This window comes from Mycobacterium fragae, assembly GCF_002102185.1.
GTDB lineage: Bacteria > Actinomycetota > Actinomycetes > Mycobacteriales > Mycobacteriaceae > Mycobacterium > Mycobacterium fragae.
In genome coordinates this window covers 127,674-142,411 of sequence record NZ_LQOW01000006.1, presented here as the reverse complement: position 1 = coordinate 142,411, position 14,738 = coordinate 127,674, and the positions used below count along the sequence as shown (strand labels likewise).

Annotated in this window: 18 protein-coding genes and 1 tRNA gene; 17 read left to right on the top strand and 2 right to left on the bottom strand. The window is 65.4% G+C overall.

Annotated features, from left to right (window positions below):
- Positions 1 to 8: 8 nt before the first annotated feature.
- The 11 genes from AWC06_RS04740 to AWC06_RS04690 all read left to right on the top strand — a co-directional run bounded on the left by AWC06_RS04740 (position 9) and on the right by AWC06_RS04690 (position 9,305).
- Entirely contained in the window at positions 9 to 1,403 is a 1,395-nt protein-coding gene (locus AWC06_RS04740) for a mannitol dehydrogenase family protein (RefSeq protein WP_085194882.1), read from the top strand.
- A complete protein-coding gene (locus tag AWC06_RS04735) occupies positions 1,400 to 2,326 on the top strand; it encodes a carbohydrate kinase family protein (protein ID WP_085194880.1) in 927 nt (308 codons plus the stop codon). Before AWC06_RS04740 ends, AWC06_RS04735 begins: the two co-directional genes overlap by 4 nt.
- 37 nt (positions 2,327 to 2,363) lie before the next feature.
- Entirely contained in the window at positions 2,364 to 3,296 is a 933-nt protein-coding gene (gene ku, locus AWC06_RS04730; protein WP_085194878.1) for a non-homologous end joining protein Ku, read from the top strand.
- 93 nt (positions 3,297 to 3,389) lie between these two features.
- Positions 3,390 to 3,593 carry a CsbD family protein gene (locus AWC06_RS04725; protein ID WP_085194876.1) on the top strand — a complete coding sequence of 68 codons (204 nt, stop codon included), beginning with the start codon at positions 3,390 to 3,392 and terminating at the stop codon, positions 3,591 to 3,593.
- 67 nt (positions 3,594 to 3,660) lie between these two features.
- Positions 3,661 to 4,083 (top strand): hypothetical protein, encoded by a 423-nt coding sequence (locus AWC06_RS04720; protein ID WP_085194874.1) that lies wholly within the window; start codon positions 3,661 to 3,663, stop codon positions 4,081 to 4,083.
- Positions 4,084 to 4,169: 86 nt separating this feature from the next.
- Positions 4,170 to 4,961 carry an SDR family oxidoreductase gene (locus tag AWC06_RS04715; protein ID WP_085195126.1) on the top strand — a complete coding sequence of 264 codons (792 nt, stop codon included), beginning with the start codon at positions 4,170 to 4,172 and terminating at the stop codon, positions 4,959 to 4,961.
- A gap of 2 nt (positions 4,962 to 4,963) precedes the next feature.
- Positions 4,964 to 6,040: an NAD(P)H-dependent amine dehydrogenase family protein gene (locus AWC06_RS04710; protein ID WP_085194872.1), complete on the top strand. Its 1,077-nt coding sequence runs from the start codon at positions 4,964 to 4,966 to the stop codon at positions 6,038 to 6,040.
- 49 nt (positions 6,041 to 6,089) lie between these two features.
- Positions 6,090 to 7,316, top strand: coding sequence for an Nramp family divalent metal transporter (locus AWC06_RS04705; RefSeq protein ID WP_085194870.1), 1,227 nt, complete (start codon positions 6,090 to 6,092; stop codon positions 7,314 to 7,316).
- Entirely contained in the window at positions 7,317 to 8,393 is a 1,077-nt protein-coding gene (locus AWC06_RS04700; protein WP_085194868.1) for a poly-gamma-glutamate hydrolase family protein, read from the top strand.
- Positions 8,386 to 9,204 carry an LLM class F420-dependent oxidoreductase gene (locus AWC06_RS04695; RefSeq protein ID WP_085194866.1) on the top strand — a complete coding sequence of 273 codons (819 nt, stop codon included), beginning with the start codon at positions 8,386 to 8,388 and terminating at the stop codon, positions 9,202 to 9,204. The genes AWC06_RS04700 and AWC06_RS04695 overlap by 8 nt, the downstream gene beginning before the upstream one ends.
- Positions 9,205 to 9,232: 28 nt before the next feature.
- Positions 9,233 to 9,305, top strand: a tRNA-Arg gene (locus AWC06_RS04690).
- A gap of 43 nt (positions 9,306 to 9,348) precedes the next feature.
- On the opposite strand, the gene AWC06_RS04685 is transcribed toward AWC06_RS04690, so the two are convergent.
- Positions 9,349 to 10,518 (bottom strand): site-specific integrase, encoded by a 1,170-nt coding sequence (locus AWC06_RS04685; RefSeq protein ID WP_085194864.1) that lies wholly within the window; start codon positions 10,516 to 10,518, stop codon positions 9,349 to 9,351.
- Entirely contained in the window at positions 10,508 to 11,071 is a 564-nt protein-coding gene (locus tag AWC06_RS04680; RefSeq protein ID WP_211281888.1) for a helix-turn-helix domain-containing protein, read from the bottom strand. Before AWC06_RS04680 ends, AWC06_RS04685 begins: the two co-directional genes overlap by 11 nt.
- Positions 11,072 to 11,179: 108 nt before the next feature.
- On the opposite strand from AWC06_RS04680, the gene AWC06_RS04675 reads away from it, so the two are divergent.
- From AWC06_RS04675 to AWC06_RS04650, 6 genes are all read left to right on the top strand, one after another.
- A complete protein-coding gene (locus tag AWC06_RS04675; RefSeq protein WP_085194860.1) occupies positions 11,180 to 11,371 on the top strand; it encodes a helix-turn-helix transcriptional regulator in 192 nt (63 codons plus the stop codon).
- A gap of 90 nt (positions 11,372 to 11,461) precedes the next feature.
- Positions 11,462 to 13,432 (top strand): AAA family ATPase, encoded by a 1,971-nt coding sequence (locus tag AWC06_RS04670; protein WP_085194858.1) that lies wholly within the window; start codon positions 11,462 to 11,464, stop codon positions 13,430 to 13,432.
- A complete protein-coding gene (locus tag AWC06_RS04665; RefSeq protein WP_085194856.1) occupies positions 13,429 to 13,629 on the top strand; it encodes a hypothetical protein in 201 nt (66 codons plus the stop codon). Before AWC06_RS04670 ends, AWC06_RS04665 begins: the two co-directional genes overlap by 4 nt.
- Positions 13,626 to 13,898, top strand: a complete 273-nt coding sequence (locus AWC06_RS04660) for a hypothetical protein (RefSeq protein ID WP_085194854.1) — start codon at positions 13,626 to 13,628, stop codon at positions 13,896 to 13,898. Before AWC06_RS04665 ends, AWC06_RS04660 begins: the two co-directional genes overlap by 4 nt.
- Positions 13,895 to 14,254, top strand: coding sequence for a hypothetical protein (locus AWC06_RS04655; RefSeq protein ID WP_085194852.1), 360 nt, complete (start codon positions 13,895 to 13,897; stop codon positions 14,252 to 14,254). Before AWC06_RS04660 ends, AWC06_RS04655 begins: the two co-directional genes overlap by 4 nt.
- The gene (locus AWC06_RS04650) at positions 14,255 to 14,515 is read left to right on the top strand and encodes an NUMOD4 domain-containing protein (RefSeq protein WP_085194850.1); all 261 of its coding nucleotides are present in this window, start codon (positions 14,255 to 14,257) and stop codon (positions 14,513 to 14,515) included.
- Positions 14,516 to 14,738 lie beyond the last annotated feature (223 nt).

The following is a 14,738-nucleotide window of genomic DNA, read 5'->3' as shown; positions in this document are numbered from 1 at the left end:
CTAAAGCGATGGATCTGAACAACGCCGCGCTACCAAAGCTGCCGATCGCAGCGCCGAGCTACGACCGGGGCAGCGTCGGCGTCGGTATCGCGCATATCGGGGCAGGTCACTTTCATCGAGCGCATCAAGCCATGTACATCGACCGGTTGCTGGAACAAGGCGTGGCGCGCGATTGGGGCATCTGCGGGGTGGGAGTCCTGCCCGCCGACTGGCCGATGCGCGACGTCCTGCGTGACCAGGACGGGCTGTACACGCTGATTCAGCAGCACCCGGACGGCAGCCGGGACGCGCGGGTGATCGGCTCGATCATCGACTATCGGTACGCCCCAGACGATCCGGAGGCCGCGCTCGAGGTGATGGCCGCGCCATCCACCCGGATCATTTCGCTGACCATCACCGAGGGTGGTTACCGGGACCCCGACGGGCCCGCATTCGGGCTGATCACCGAGGCTCTGGCCAGGCGTCGCGACCGCGGGATCGCCGCACCGACAATCTTGTCCTGCGACAACATCGAGAGCAATGGTCAGGTCGCGCGGCGGGTCGTCCTCGCGAATGCCGAATGCCGGGATCCCGGTCTCGCCGAGTGGGTGGCGGAGCACACCCGGTTCCCTAGTTCGATGGTCGACCGGATCACCCCGTCCACCACGCCGGAGATGGCCGCTGCGGTACAGCGCGACTTCGGCGTAGCCGACCGGTGGCCGGTGCTGACCGAGCCCTTCGCTGCGTGGGTCATCGAAGACTGTTTCGGTGCCGGCAGGCCGCCATTGGAGCAGGCGGGCGCACTGCTGGTGGACGACGTCGTCCCGTACGAGATGATGAAGCTGCGGCTGCTCAATGCGGGGCATCAGTGCCTGTGCTACTTCGCGCGCCTATGCGGCTTCAAGTTCGTTCACGACGCCGCGCGCGATCCGTCGTTCGTCGAATTCCTGCTGGCCTATTTCGATTCCGAGGCCATCCCGACACTGGCACCGGTACCCGGCATCGACCTGCATGACTACAGCCGCACACTGATCGAGCGGTTCGCGAACCCCGGGGTGGGCGACACCGTTGCGCGGCTGTGCGCCTACTCGTCGGATCGCATCCCGAAGTGGCTGTTTCCCGTAATCTGCGACAACCTGGAAAACGACGGGCCGGTCCGGCTGGCGGCGGCGGTGGTGGCGAGCTGGGCTCGATACGCCGAGGGTGTCGACGAGCGGGGTGAGCCCATCGAAGTGGTTGACCAGCTGGCGGACTCGCTGGTGCCGATCGCGCAATCGCAGTACGAGAATCCCACCGCATTCATCGAGATCGCCTTGTTCGGGGATCTGGCCCACCAGCCACGCTTCGTCCAGGCATACCGCTGGGCGCTGGATTCGTTGCACCGCAATGGAGCTCGGGCGACACTGGAGGCTCTGCTGCGATGACCCGTGGCCTGGTGATCGGCGAATCGCTGATCGACATCGTCGAGCGCGACGACCAGATCACCGCCGAGCATGTCGGCGGCAGCCCACTAAACGTCGCCGTCGGACTGGCCCGGTTGGGTCGCGACGTCGACTTCCTCACCCGTATCGGCGACGACGAGTACGGCCGCCGAATCGCCGAGTATGTCAATACTGCTGGTGCGCAGCTTCTTTCGGATACCTCGACCGCGGCCCGAACGCCCACGGCGCGGGCTCGCATCGGCGATGACGGTTCTGCCGACTATGTATTCGATCTGGACTGGCAGCTTTCCGGTACACCGGAGGTGGCCCCACCGCTTTTCGTGCACACTGGGTCGATCGCTGCCGTGCGGGAACCCGGCTGCCTGGCGGTCGCCGCGCTCATCGACACCTACCACCTGTCGGCGACGGTCACCCTCGACCCCAACGTGCGTCCGCCGCTGATCGTCGACCGGGATCTGGCCCGCGAACGCATCGAGCATCTCGTCGAGCGCAGCGACATTGTGAAAGTCAGCGAGGAGGACCTGCGCTGGATCGACCCCGACCGTCCGCTTGAGCGGCTGGCCTCGACCTGGCTGGCGTTAGGTCCGTCCGTCGTCGTGGTGACGATGGGTGGCCGGGGGGCGATGGCGGTCTGCGCCGCGGGCGTGGCGCAGGTGCAGGCCCGCCCGGTGCAGGTGGTGGACACCGTCGGCGCGGGCGACGCGTTCATGGCCGGTCTCATCGACGCGCTGTGGGCGATGGACCTGCTGGGCGCCGACCGGCGCGGTGAACTGCGCCGGATTCGGCCGGACACGCTGACCGCTGCGCTGGACAAGGCCAGCATCGCCGCGGCGTTGACGGTGGCCCGCGCCGGCGCTGACCTGCCCGATCGGACCGCGCTGGACGCGGCGGCGGGGGCGCTTTAGGCGCTTACCCCGCTGATCTTGTGGGCATACTGTCTACATGCGTTCCATCTGGAAGGGCTCCATCGCCTTCGGCCTGGTGAATGTGCCGGTCAAGGTGTACAGCGCCACCGAGGACCACGACATCAAGTTTCATCAGGTGCATGCCAAGGACAACGGCCGCATCCGGTACAAGCGGGTCTGCGAGGTGTGCGGCGAGGTCGTCGAGTACCGCGATGTCGCACGGGCATACGAATCCGACGACGGTCAGATGGTGGTGATCACCGACGACGACATCGCGACGCTGCCCGAAGAGCGCAGCCGCGAGATCGAGGTGTTGGAGTTTGTTCCTGCCAGCGACCTCGACCCGATGTTGTATGACCGCAGCTACTTCTTGGAGCCCGACTCGAAGTCGTCGAAATCCTATGTGCTGCTGGCCAAGACGCTGGCAGAGACAGACCGAGTAGCGATCGTGCATTTCGCGCTGCGCAACAAGACGCGGCTTGCAGCGTTGCGGGTCAAGGACTTCAGCAAACGCGACGTGATGGTGATCCATACGTTGTTGTGGCCTGACGAGATCCGCGACCCCGACTTCCCCGTGCTGGATAAAAAGGTCGACGTCAAACCGGCGGAACTGAAGATGGCCGCACAGGTCGTGGAGTCGATGGCCGACGACTTCAACCCCGACCGCTACCACGACGACTATCAGGAGCAGCTGCACGAGTTGGTCGAGGCCAAACTCCAAGGCGGAGAAGCGTTTACCGTCGAGGAGCAACCGACCGAGCTGGACGAGACCGAGGACGTTTCCGATCTGCTCGCCAAGCTGGAAGCCAGCGTGAAGGCCCGCTCCGGCGACGGTAAGGCTCCGGCGAAGAAAGCCCCCGCAAAAAAGGCGGCCAGAAAAGCTCCGGCGAAAAAGACGGCTGCCAAGAAGTCACCGGCCAAGAAGTCATCCGCCAAGAAGACACCGGCCAGGGCCGGTTCCAAGTCCTGAACATCCCTTTCGTTGCGGCGCGCAGAGCCGGTTACCGGCTGCTGACTGCGGGTACCCCGCGAGGTGACAGCCCCATCGACGAAAGGATTGGCGATGGCTACCTCAGACAAGGCCAGGAACAAAGGACAAAAGCTCCGCGGCAAGGCCAAGGAGATCATCGGTCGATTCAGCCGAGACGCCCGGCTCGAGGCCGAAGGCAAAGATGCTCAGCGAGGCGCTGACCTGAAGGACGCCGGCGAAAAGATCAAAGATGTATTTCGCCCAAAGGGCCCTCGGCGGCGCGGACCTGCGCGCTGAGGCGGTTGAAAGGCGGCGGCGTTGGGCATCCTGCACACACGTCTAATGCTCGACAAAAGGAGCTGACATGACTACCACCACTGTCATCTGGATAGTCATCGCCGCGGTCGTCGCGATTGTGCTGATCGCCCTCGCCGTCTTCATCACGCAGAAGGCCACCCAGCGCCGACGCAGGCTCGAGGCGCGGAACATCCGACAGGAAGTCCAAGCCGATACCGCCAGAGTGGAAAAGCGCGAGGCACTTGCCGACGAGACGGCCTCCAAGGCACGCGCCGCGCAAGCCGAAGCCGAGGCGAAGGCGGCTGAAGCAGCCCGGTTGGAGCAGCGCGCCGCGGCTCATCGCGAGGAGACAGCGACTTCTCGCGACGAGCTGCGCCAGCGGGCCGAGCACGCCGACACTCTCGATCCGACGCCGGGCGACTCGGAGACCCGTCAGCAGGACGCGACATCGGAAACGGTCGAAACCGAAGGCCGGCACGAGGCGCGCTAGGGCTGTCGGGGCGCCCACCAGACAAACTAGAACGTGTTTCAGAAACGTATCGCGTAACACGGTTGCGGCCTGTTACCGTGTCGGCCGTGATACTCGACAAATTCCGGCTCGACGACCAGGTCGCCGTGATCACCGGCGGTGGGCGCGGACTTGGTGCGGCCATCGCGCTAGCTTTCGCCGACGTCGGCGCCGACGTCCTCATCGCGTCGCGAACACAATCCGAACTAGAGGCCGTTGCCGAAAAGGTTCGTGCCACCGGCCGTCGCGCCCAGGTGGTCGCCGCCGACTTGGCCCATCCGGAGGCGACGGCAAAGCTGGCCGACCAGGCCGTCGAAGCGTTCGGCCGGCTCGACATCGTCGTCAACAACGTCGGCGGCACCATGCCCAACGCCTTGTTGAACACGTCGACCAAAGACCTCAAGGACGCGTTCACGTTCAACGTGGGCACCGCCCACGCGCTGACGACGGCAGCGGCGCCGCTGATGCTCGAGCACTCCGGCGGCGGCAGCATCATCAACATCACCTCGACCATGGGACGGGTGGCCGGACGCGGCTTCGCCGCCTATGGCACCGCCAAGGCCGCACTCGCCCACTACACCCGGCTGGCCGCGTTGGACCTGTGCCCGCGGATCCGGGTGAACGCCATCGCGCCGGGGTCGATCGCCACCTCGGCGCTGGACATCGTCGCCTCCAACGACGAGCTGCGCGCACCGATGGAGAAGGCCACACCACTGCGCCGCCTCGGTGATCCCGATGAAATCGCCGCCGCCGCAGTATATTTGGCGTCTCCCGCTGGCGCCTACCTGACCGGCAAGGTGCTCGAAGTCGACGGCGGCATCACTTTTCCCAACCTCGACCTCCCGATCCCGGACCTGTGACCATGGCTATTCGAGTCGCCCAGATCGGCACCGGCAATGTCGGTGGCCACGCATTGAAGGCATTGATCAACAACCCCGAATTCGAGCTCACCGGCGTGTGGGTGTCGTCGCAGGCCAAGGCCGGCAAGGACGCCGCAGAGCTTGCCGGACTGCCGGATTCGACCGGGATCACCGCGACCACTGACCTGGACCAGGTGCTTGCCACCGGGCCGCAGTGCGCCGTCTACACCGCGATGGCCGACAACCGGCTGCCCGAGGCGCTCGACGATTACCGGCGGATCCTGGCCGCCGGGGTCAACGTCGTCGGCAGCAGCGCGGTGTTCCTGCAATACCCGTGGCAGGTGTTTCCGCAGGAGATGCTCACACCGATCGAAGACGCGGCGCGAGAAGGCAATTCGAGCCTGTTCGTCAATGGGATCGACCCGGGGTTTGCCAACGATCTGCTGCCGCTCGCGTTGGCGGGCACGTGCCAGAGTGTCCAGCAGGTGCGATGCATGGAGATCGTCGACTATGCCACCTATGACAGCGCGACCGTGATGTTCGACGTGATGGGGTTCGGCAAGCCGATCGACGAGACGCCGATGCTGCTGCACCCCGGTGTGCTCAGCCTGGCGTGGGGGTCGGTCGTCCGTCAGCTTGCGGCCGGTTTGGGCATCGAGCTGGACGAGGTCACCGAGCGGTACGTGCGCGACCCGGCGCCCGAGGATTTCGACATCGCCTCCGGACACATCCCCAAGGGCAGTGCGGCGGCGTTGCGGTTCGAGGTGCTCGGGATGCTCGACGGCCAACCGGCGGTCGTGCTCGAACACGTGACCCGGTTGCGGGAAGACCTGCGCCCGGACTGGCCGCAGCCGGCCCAGCCCGGCGGCTCCTACCGCATCGAAATCACCGGGGAACCGTCGTATGCCGTCGACATTTGCCTGAGCAGCCCGAACGGCGACCACAACCACGCCGGGCTGGTGGCCACTGCGATGCGGGTCGTCAACGCGATCCCGGCCGTGGTCGCCGCTGCGCCCGGGATCCGGACCACCCTGGATCTGCCACTGGTCACCGGCCGGGGGTTGTACTCGCCCGGCTGAATGTTTCGGTTAACCTAACTTTCTTATTCGCGTACTGGAAGTGAGTTAGGTGACCCGGCAGGACACTCGCGCTCCGGCCAAGACGAGCTGGTATCTGCTCGGGCCCGCGTTCGTCGCCGCCATCGCCTATGTCGACCCCGGCAATGTCGCGGCCAACGTCAGCGCGGGCGCGCAGTTCGGGTTTCTGCTGCTCTGGGTCATCGTCGTAGCGAATGTGATGGCCGGGCTGGTGCAGTACCTGTCAGCCAAGCTCGGGCTGGTGACGGGGCGCACGCTGCCGGAGGCCGTCGGCGTACAGATGAGCCGTCCGATTCGGCTGGCCTACTGGGGCCAGGCCGAAATCGTCGCGATGGCCACTGACGTCGCCGAGGTGATCGGCGGTGCCATCGCGTTGCACATCTTGTTCCGCCTGCCATTGCTGATCGGCGGGGCGATCACCGGAGTGGTGTCGTTGCTGCTGCTGGGCATCCAGGATCGCCGCGGGCAGCTGATGTTCGAGCGCGTCATCACCGGACTACTGCTGGTGATCGCCATCGGGTTCACGGCCAGTTTCTTTGTCGCGACGCCGCCGCCCAACGAAGTGGTCGGCGGTTTGCTGCCACGGTTCCGCGGCACCGAAAGCGTGCTGCTGGCGGCGGCGATGCTCGGCGCGACGGTGATGCCGCATGCCGTCTACCTGCACTCCGGGCTGGCCCGCGACCGGCACGGACATCCCGCGCCGGGGCCGCAGCGGCGTCGGCTGCTGCGCGTCACCCGGTTGGACGTCGGGCTGGCGATGGTCGTGGCCGGCGGAGTGAACGGGGCGATGCTGCTTGTCGCGGCGCTCAACATGCAGGGCCACCAAACCGGTTCCATCGAGGGCGCATACGCGGCCGTTCGCGACACGGTGAATCCGACGATCGCGGTGTTCTTCGCCATCGGGCTGCTGACGTCGGGGCTGGCCTCGTCATCGGTGGGCGCCTACGCCGGAGCGATGATCATGCAGGGTTTGCTGTATCGCTCGGTGCCGATGCTGGTGCGCCGGCTGGTCACCCTGACGCCCGCGTTGCTGATCCTGGCCTGCGGCTTCGACCCCACCCGCACGCTGGTGCTCTCGCAGGTCGTGCTGTCCTTCGGCATCCCGTTCGCGCTGATTCCGCTGGTCCGATTGACCAGCGACCCAACACTGATGGGCGCCGACGCCAATCAGCGCGTCACCACCGCTGTTGGCTGGGTGGTCGGCGTGATGATTAGTCTGCTTAATGTGATGCTGATCTACCTGACCGTGACGGGCTGAATGGCCGCTGGCCGTCATGCCTACTTCGCGTACGGGTCCAACCTGTGCGTACGGCAGATGACGCAGCGTTGCCCCGACGCGGTCGATCCGCGGCCGGCGGTGCTCGGCGACCACGACTGGCTGATCAACCAGCGCGGAGTGGCCACCGTCGAACCGTTTGACGGCAACCACGTGCACGGCGTGGTCTGGCATATCTCCGATCACGATCTGGCGACCTTGGACAGTGCGGAGGGTGTGCCACGCCGCTACCGCCGAGACAGGTTGACCGTGCACACCGCCGACGGGCCGTCGTCTGCCTGGGTCTACATCGACCACCGGGTGAATCCGGGCGCGCCGCGACCGGGCTACCTCGAGCGCATCATCGACGGCGCAATCCATCACAAGCTGCCACAACGCTGGATCGCCTTCCTGCGTCGGTGGGACCCCGCTCATTGGCCGCGCCCATTGCGCCCCACATCGCCTGCGCCGCAGTCGTTTTCCGAGCTGCTGTCCGACGCCGGGGTGATCGAGGTCAGCCGGCTGCGGTCACGTTTTGGTTTTCTCGCCATTCACGGCGGCGGCCTGGAGCAGATGACCGACACGATCGCCGAACGTGCAGCCGATGCCGCTGACGCGTCGGTGTATCTGGTTCGGCACCCCGACCGCTATCCGCACCATTTGTCGTCGGCGCGCTTCCATGCGCAAGAATCGGCCCGGCTGGCGGAGTTCCTCGACCACGTCGACGTCACGGTGTCGGTGCACGGCTACGGCCGGATCGGCCGCGGCACACAGCTTTTGGCGGGCGGCAGTAATCGCGCGCTGGCCGCGCATCTGGCCCGCCACCTTGACCTGCCCGGCTATCAGGTCGTCACCGACCTCGACAAGATCCCGCTGGAGCTACGGGGGCTGCATCCGCACAATCCGGTCAACCGGACGCGTGACGGCGGGGCGCAGCTGGAACTGCCGAGCCGGGTCAGGGGCATCAGCCCGCGCAGTCCGCTGCCTGGCGACGACGGCTTGTCGCCGGTGACGTCTGCCCTGGTGCAGGGACTTGCGGCCGCCGCCCGCTCGTGGAAACTCGGAGGTGACCATGACTAGAGACTTTCGCTTTTCTGTGGGCATCCACGCCGTAAAGTCTCGCATTGCGTTGCAGGACAAGGCCAGACGGCTTGAGGATCTCGGGTTCGACGTCCTTCATCTACCCGACCATCTCGGTGCCCCGGCCCCATTTCCCGCGCTGACCGCGGTCGCGGCAGTCACGTCGACGGTCCGGCTGGGGACCTATGTGCTCAACGCGGGCTTCTACAAACCCGCCCTACTGGCCCGCGACGCCGGCGCGGTCGATCTGCTCAGCGACGGCCGTCTCGAGCTCGGCCTCGGCGCCGGCTACGTGCGCGAGGAGTTCGAGGCTGCCGAGCTGCCGTATCCGAGCGCACGGCAACGTGTCGACCATCTCGAGCACGTCACTACTTATCTCAAGCAGCACCTTCCGAGCGTGCCGATCTTGATCGCCGGCAACGGAGATCGGTTGCTGACCGTGGCCGCGCAGCGTGCCGACATCATCGGACTGACGGGTGCCAACCCCCGCGGGATCGGCGACCCGCTTGCCGAACGCGTCGAGTTCGTCCGCGCCGCCGCCGGTGACCGGTTTGAAGATCTCGAGTTGAACCTCGCGATCACCGCTGTGCCGTCAGACAATTCCGGGATACCCGACCTGCGGCTGACCCGCAGGTATGCGCCGACGCTGTCCGATGAGGAGTTATTGGCGATGCCCGCCGTGCTGAGCGGCTCGCCGCGCGACATCGCCGACACATTGCGCGGTTACCGTGAAACGTACGGGCTGACGTCGTTTACCGCGCAGGAGAGCCACGTCGAGACTTTCGCGAAGGTGATCGCGGAGTTCCGATGACCGCTCGCGGTAAGCTGCCAGCCGGTCCGCCCTCGTAGCTCAGGGGATAGAGCACGGCTCTCCTAAAGCCGGTGTCGCAGGTTCGAATCCTGCCGGGGGCACGCCAGAGGCTATTTTTCCGCTGAGTCCGCACGAATCCATCGTTTATTCATCGCTTATGGCTCGGTCCAATAGGTCGGCAACCACCCTGTGCGACCGGCCCCGCGCCATGTAGGTGTCCTGAGTCTCGGACACGCGGGCATGGCCCAGGTGGTCGGCGCCAATCCGCGCTGATAGCCCTTCGTCGTCGATTAACGTCGCCAGCGCCTTGCGGAAGCTGTGCGGAGTCACGTCCGGCACGCCGAGGTCGTCGCGTACCTTGCGCCAGCGGGCGCGGAAGTTGTCCGGATCACGCCATGTGCCGGCGGTCGACGGGAAGATCATCGTCTGCTCGCCGAGATATGGCTTGCTGCGACGCTGGCACAAGGTCTCGACGGCGAAGCGCGGCAACGGGATCGTACGCAGCCCTGCGGGTGTCTTGGCCTCGTAGTTGACACGCACCAGACCCTTACCGGCCGCTCGCACCAGCTTTCCGGTGACCGACACCATTCCGGCCTGCTCGTCGAAGTCGGTCCAGAGCTGGGCCAGTAGCTCCGAGATTCGCTCCCCGGTGGCGATAAACAAAGTGATCGGATCGACGAGGTCATTGCGCTGGCAGTAGTCAGATGCACGCAGCTTCGCCAGCAGGCCGCGCAATTCGTCGGCCGTCAGTGCGGGCGCACCTTTCGGCCCGGGCCTCGACCGGATCGGCGACACGTCCCGGACCGGGTTGGAGCCGATCACGTTCGCCATCACTGCTAGGTGCAGGCCGCCCTTGAGGATCGTCTTGGACTGCACCGCCATCACGTCGCCATGCGCCCGGCGCATCGACCGGATGGCGGCGTCGATGCGGGCCGGCGTCGACTCACCTACACGCACACCGGCGATGATCTTCGCCAGCAGCTTCGCGCAGTAGCGGTAGGTGTCGATTGTCCGGATCGACCGGCCATCCTCGGCCAGGCGGTCGATGTGCGCATCGACTAGCGCCATAATCCTGGTGTCGAGCGTGATCTCGTCGCCGTCGCACGACCGCCGTGCCATCAATGCCTCGATCAGCACATCTTCTGCCAGCTTGCCGTGCTGGTCGTGTTCATCGGCTGGCCCGCGCCGCTCGACGATCCGGGTTACGCCGTCGCTGTCGCGGTATCGGCAGCGTGCCATCCACACCCCGCCGCCGAGATATGTCCGTGTGATCTTGCCGTGCGCGCCGATCCGCAGCGGCGGCCTACCCGCCATCGGTACCCCTCAGCTTGTCGATCTGACGTTGAACTTGGGCTATCGCGAGAAGGATCTCCCGCTTCTCCTTGCCCGACTTGTCTAATCCCTCTTTCATCAGCGCGGCCTTTTGCCCGTCGAGTTCCCAAATCTGCCGCGCTGTCTCCACTGGCTTAAGGTTGGCGAGGTACTCGGCGGCGTCATCGCATATGAAATCCGTTGGCACATCGACGAGCCCTGAAAACCATTGCAGTGCAAACCCGCTCGACACACTCACGTCAGCAGTTGGCAGCATCTTGATCTCGTCGTCGCTAACCGGGTCGGGGTACAGCAGCGCGATCGGCGTCGTGTTCAGCGCACGGGCCAACACCACCAGCTCGGCGGTGGTCACGTACTTGCGCCGGCCATTCTCCAGATCCGCGATCACCGGCCGGGTGACCGTATAGCCCAGTTCGGCAGTCCTGTCCGCTAGCCACTGCGCGGATCGGCCGCGATCCCGCCTGAGCCGGCGAACCTCCTGCGCGACTCGAGCGGCCTGTTCCTCGGCCCAATCTTGCGGCGATTGTGGAGACACACGCAGAACATACCATAACTTGCGGGTTACGACGCGATGTGTTGGAATCACATCAGTGCAACTCAAAACTGTGGCGAGTTGCGTAATACCCCACAAGGGAGGCTTTCGATGTCAGCAGACGTTTGGTTGACCCGCCAAGAAGTATCCGCCCGCGAGAAGATCCCGGTGGCAACGCTCGCGCAGTGGGCACACAAGGGCACTGGCCCGAAATACGCCCTGTTTGGACGCCACGCCCGCTATCGGCTCAGTGACGTGATCGCCTGGGAGGACGAACAATTCGGCGGGAACGATGCCGCCTAAAAGAAACCGCCCGGCGGGGAACCGGGCGGCCACGACAGACATCACTCTGTGCCACCAGTCTAACGGACATCGCCCACAAGGCGGTCTCGGGTGAGCGCCTACGAGCGGCTGATCGAGGCCGCCAGGAGCCGCGGGTACATCGTCAGGGAAACCGGGCCGTGTCGCGCAATGCTGCAATGCGGTCACCACGACGACAGCAACCCGTCTGTATCGGTAACAGGGATCGAGACACAAGTCCTGATCTACTGTCATGCCGGGTGTGATACCCCAGACGTCCTCGCCGCCTACGGCCTGACGATGGCCGATCTATTCGACGACCGCCGCAACGGTGCGACATACCGGTACCCGAACGGCCGCCAGGTACGCCGCACCCCGGCCAAGAAGTTCTGGCAGGAAGGCGATACCGCCGACCGCAGCCTGTTTCGTGCGGACCGGATTGGCGAGGCAGAAACCGTCTACGTCGCCGAAGGCGAAAAGGACGTCCTCGCGATTGAGGCCATCAGCGGAGTAGCTGTCTCCCCGCCACAAGGCGCCGGGCAGAAGCATCTTGGCCGCTACGACTGGTCGGTGCTGAAAGGCAGGGACGTGATCATCGTCGCCGACAAGGATAATGCCGGCCGCGAGCACGCCGCCCAGGTCGCCGAGCTGCTGCGCGGAATCGCTAGATCGGTGCGCATCGTCGAGGCCGCCGTCGGCAAGGACGCCGCCGACCACATCGCCGCCGGTAAGAACCTCGATGAACTGGTAGCCATCGAGTGCGAGATGGTGCCAGTTGCGCTAACCCGACTGGCCGACGTTGAGCCAGAGCGAGTGTCGTGGCTGTGGCCCGGCCGTATCCCCGTCGGCAAGTTAGTAACGCTCGATGGTGATCCCGGACTCGGTAAGTCCACGCTTGCCCTCTCGTTCGCCGCGACGGTAACAACGGGCGGCTCATGGCCGGACGGCTCAGTCTGCGAGCACCGTGGCGCGGTGCTGATCATGTCCGCCGAGGATGGCCTGGCTGACACTGTGCGACCGCGGCTCGACGCCGCTGGCGCCGACGTGGCGAAGGTTCACGCCATCGAAGGCGTGCCAATCCTCGATGAGCATGGAGAGCGCATCTTGCGGCCGCCGACGCTTGCCGACATCGCCGCCCTCGCGGGGGCAATCAACCGAACCGGCGCACGTCTGCTGGTAATCGATGTCGTGATGGCCTATCTCCCTGACGGCACCGATTCCCATAAGGACCAAGACATTCGACGGGTGCTGTCCCGGCTGGCGGCTCTGGCCGATCGCACCGGCTGCACCGTGCTGCTACTGCGGCACCTGAACAAAGCAAGTGGCCGTGATCCCCTCTACCGCGGCGGTGGCTCGATCGGCATCGTCGGCGCTGCCCGCGCGGGGCTACTCGTCGCACCCGATCCCGATGACCTCGAGCGCCGGGTTCTGGCGTCGGTGAAGTCCAACCTGGGACCGCCTCCCGAGTCGCTGATGTACCGGCTCGTCGGAGCCGGCGAGTATGCCGCGGCCCGAGTGCAATGGGAAGGCCAAACCCCACACACCGCGCGCACGCTGCTGTCCGAACCGCGGGGCGACGACGAGGCCAAGACAGTCACTGAGCGGTGGCTGCAGAACTACTTGACAACAAACGGACCGATACCGTCCAAGACCGCCAAGGCCGAGGCCGACAAGGCAGGCATTAGCGAGCGGACGTTGCAACGGGCGGTCAAATCACTTCGCGTGGTTGTCGAGAGCCGAGGGTTTCCAAGGGTCACGTCCTGGGCGCTACCCAGTGGCGCCGAGGACGGCGGCAGCACTCCTGGCACTCAAAAACCGGGCGCAACTGGCGCAACTGGCGATGACCTGCCAAGACACAATGGCGCGACTGTGCCGAATCGCCAGTCGCGCCAACCTTTTGAGACGGGCGCGACTGGGGGCAAACCCGCGAGCATGGAGCAGCATGAGGCTTACCGCGCCGGGCTGTGCATCGATTGCAAAATCCGTAAGCAATCAGCGGGGCGCACACGCTGCGACGAATGCCACACCAAACATGAGCGCGTTATGGCGGGGTACGACCGATGAACCGCGCCGAACGCCGACGCAACAACCGCAAAGCACCCCAGGCGCTCCGCGCGTTCGCCGCCGCCTACCGCTGCCCCGACTGCCTCAGTGAGACAACCGAGCCGTACCACGACGGCGACCACTGGCACATCAACGTGCATCACGACGAAACATGCCCGGCCTATCGCAGACTACGGGCGCGGGGGTTAGCGACATGACCGACGACACCATCGACCAGTGCGCGGTCTGCCGGCACCGAATCGGCAAGAGGTGCGGCCGGATCATCACCACGGAAACCGACATCATCTGCTGCGTCAGGTGCGTCATGGAACACAGCAAGCTCGCGCACAAAGTCGCGTACCCCGACTGCCCAATCGACTGGCACGACATGTGGGACCACCAACACGTCAGCGCGACCCGCGCCGCAGCCCGTTGGATCATCGCCAACGGCGGCTACAAGGCCCTCAAAGAAAGGACAACTCAATGAACCTGACCCGCGACGAACGAGACACCGTGCGTGCGTTCAAGCACTGCGTGAACGCAATCAAGTTCGGCCCCGACAGGCGCCTGGTTTGGCATGAAAATGTCAGCCTTGAGCTGGACGTGCTGGCGAAAAAGATGCTGCAGGTGGACGTGGTCCTCGGCCGCCATCGCGACAATCTCGACGACGAAGGCCAAAGCCTGGCCGCCATGACCGATGCCGCCGCGAGACTGCTGGACGCCGCGCGCGTCGACCACGACCCCACCATCGATCTCGATGCCGTCGCCCAAGCCTGGTTTGAAGCACAAGCCGGCCTGGTGTGGACCGACGACGACTGGAATCCCGGAAAGGGACGGTCATAGATGACCGAACACGAATCCTGGCTCCCTGTGCCCGGTTTCGAGGGCTGGTACGAGGTGTCGGATCGCGGCCGGGTCCGCGGGTGCCATCGTGTGATCATCCGGCGAAATGGTGTGCGCTATACCGTCCAACCGCGAGTGCTGCGCCTGACGTGCCACCACGGCCGCCTTACGGTGTTCCTGGCTCGCGGGCGCCGCGGCCAGTACGGCAGCTTTTACGTGGACAAACTGGTCGAGTCCGTGTTCGGTGACCGGGCGGCGTGATGCGTACCGTTGACCTGCGAAAAGACATGCTTGTAAGATGGATGCCAGCGACCGCTTTCGGCCGCCGCTCCGCACCGCCGGGCACCCCGCAAGGGCATGTCACAGGCGCTCCGGTCCCGCCGCCGACGCCGCCGCTCTGTACGGCGAGGGCTTGCAACCCAGCCGGTTATGCCGAGGATCTGCAAAATCCCGGCGATTCACCCCCAGTTTCTTTCAGCGCGCC

Excerpts from the sequence above, each read along its gene's own strand:
- AWC06_RS04720 (WP_085194874.1), top strand. The coding sequence starts at position 3,661 with ATGACTACCACCACTGTCATCTGGATAGTCATCGCCGCGGTCGTCGCG.
- ku (WP_085194878.1), top strand. The coding sequence starts at position 2,364 with ATGCGTTCCATCTGGAAGGGCTCCATCGCCTTCGGCCTGGTGAATGTG.
- AWC06_RS04665 (WP_085194856.1), top strand. The coding sequence starts at position 13,429 with ATGAACCGCGCCGAACGCCGACGCAACAACCGCAAAGCACCCCAGGCG.
- AWC06_RS04710 (WP_085194872.1), top strand. The coding sequence starts at position 4,964 with ATGGCTATTCGAGTCGCCCAGATCGGCACCGGCAATGTCGGTGGCCAC.
- AWC06_RS04650 (WP_085194850.1), top strand. The coding sequence starts at position 14,255 with ATGACCGAACACGAATCCTGGCTCCCTGTGCCCGGTTTCGAGGGCTGG.
- AWC06_RS04675 (WP_085194860.1), top strand. The coding sequence starts at position 11,180 with ATGTCAGCAGACGTTTGGTTGACCCGCCAAGAAGTATCCGCCCGCGAG.
- AWC06_RS04725 (WP_085194876.1), top strand. The coding sequence starts at position 3,390 with ATGGCTACCTCAGACAAGGCCAGGAACAAAGGACAAAAGCTCCGCGGC.
- AWC06_RS04735 (WP_085194880.1), top strand. The coding sequence starts at position 1,400 with ATGACCCGTGGCCTGGTGATCGGCGAATCGCTGATCGACATCGTCGAG.
- AWC06_RS04740 (WP_085194882.1), top strand. The coding sequence starts at position 9 with ATGGATCTGAACAACGCCGCGCTACCAAAGCTGCCGATCGCAGCGCCG.
- AWC06_RS04700 (WP_085194868.1), top strand. The coding sequence starts at position 7,317 with ATGGCCGCTGGCCGTCATGCCTACTTCGCGTACGGGTCCAACCTGTGC.
- AWC06_RS04655 (WP_085194852.1), top strand. The coding sequence starts at position 13,895 with ATGAACCTGACCCGCGACGAACGAGACACCGTGCGTGCGTTCAAGCAC.
- AWC06_RS04695 (WP_085194866.1), top strand. The coding sequence starts at position 8,386 with ATGACTAGAGACTTTCGCTTTTCTGTGGGCATCCACGCCGTAAAGTCT.
- AWC06_RS04660 (WP_085194854.1), top strand. The coding sequence starts at position 13,626 with ATGACCGACGACACCATCGACCAGTGCGCGGTCTGCCGGCACCGAATC.
- AWC06_RS04685 (WP_085194864.1), bottom strand. The coding sequence starts at position 10,518 with ATGGCGGGTAGGCCGCCGCTGCGGATCGGCGCGCACGGCAAGATCACA.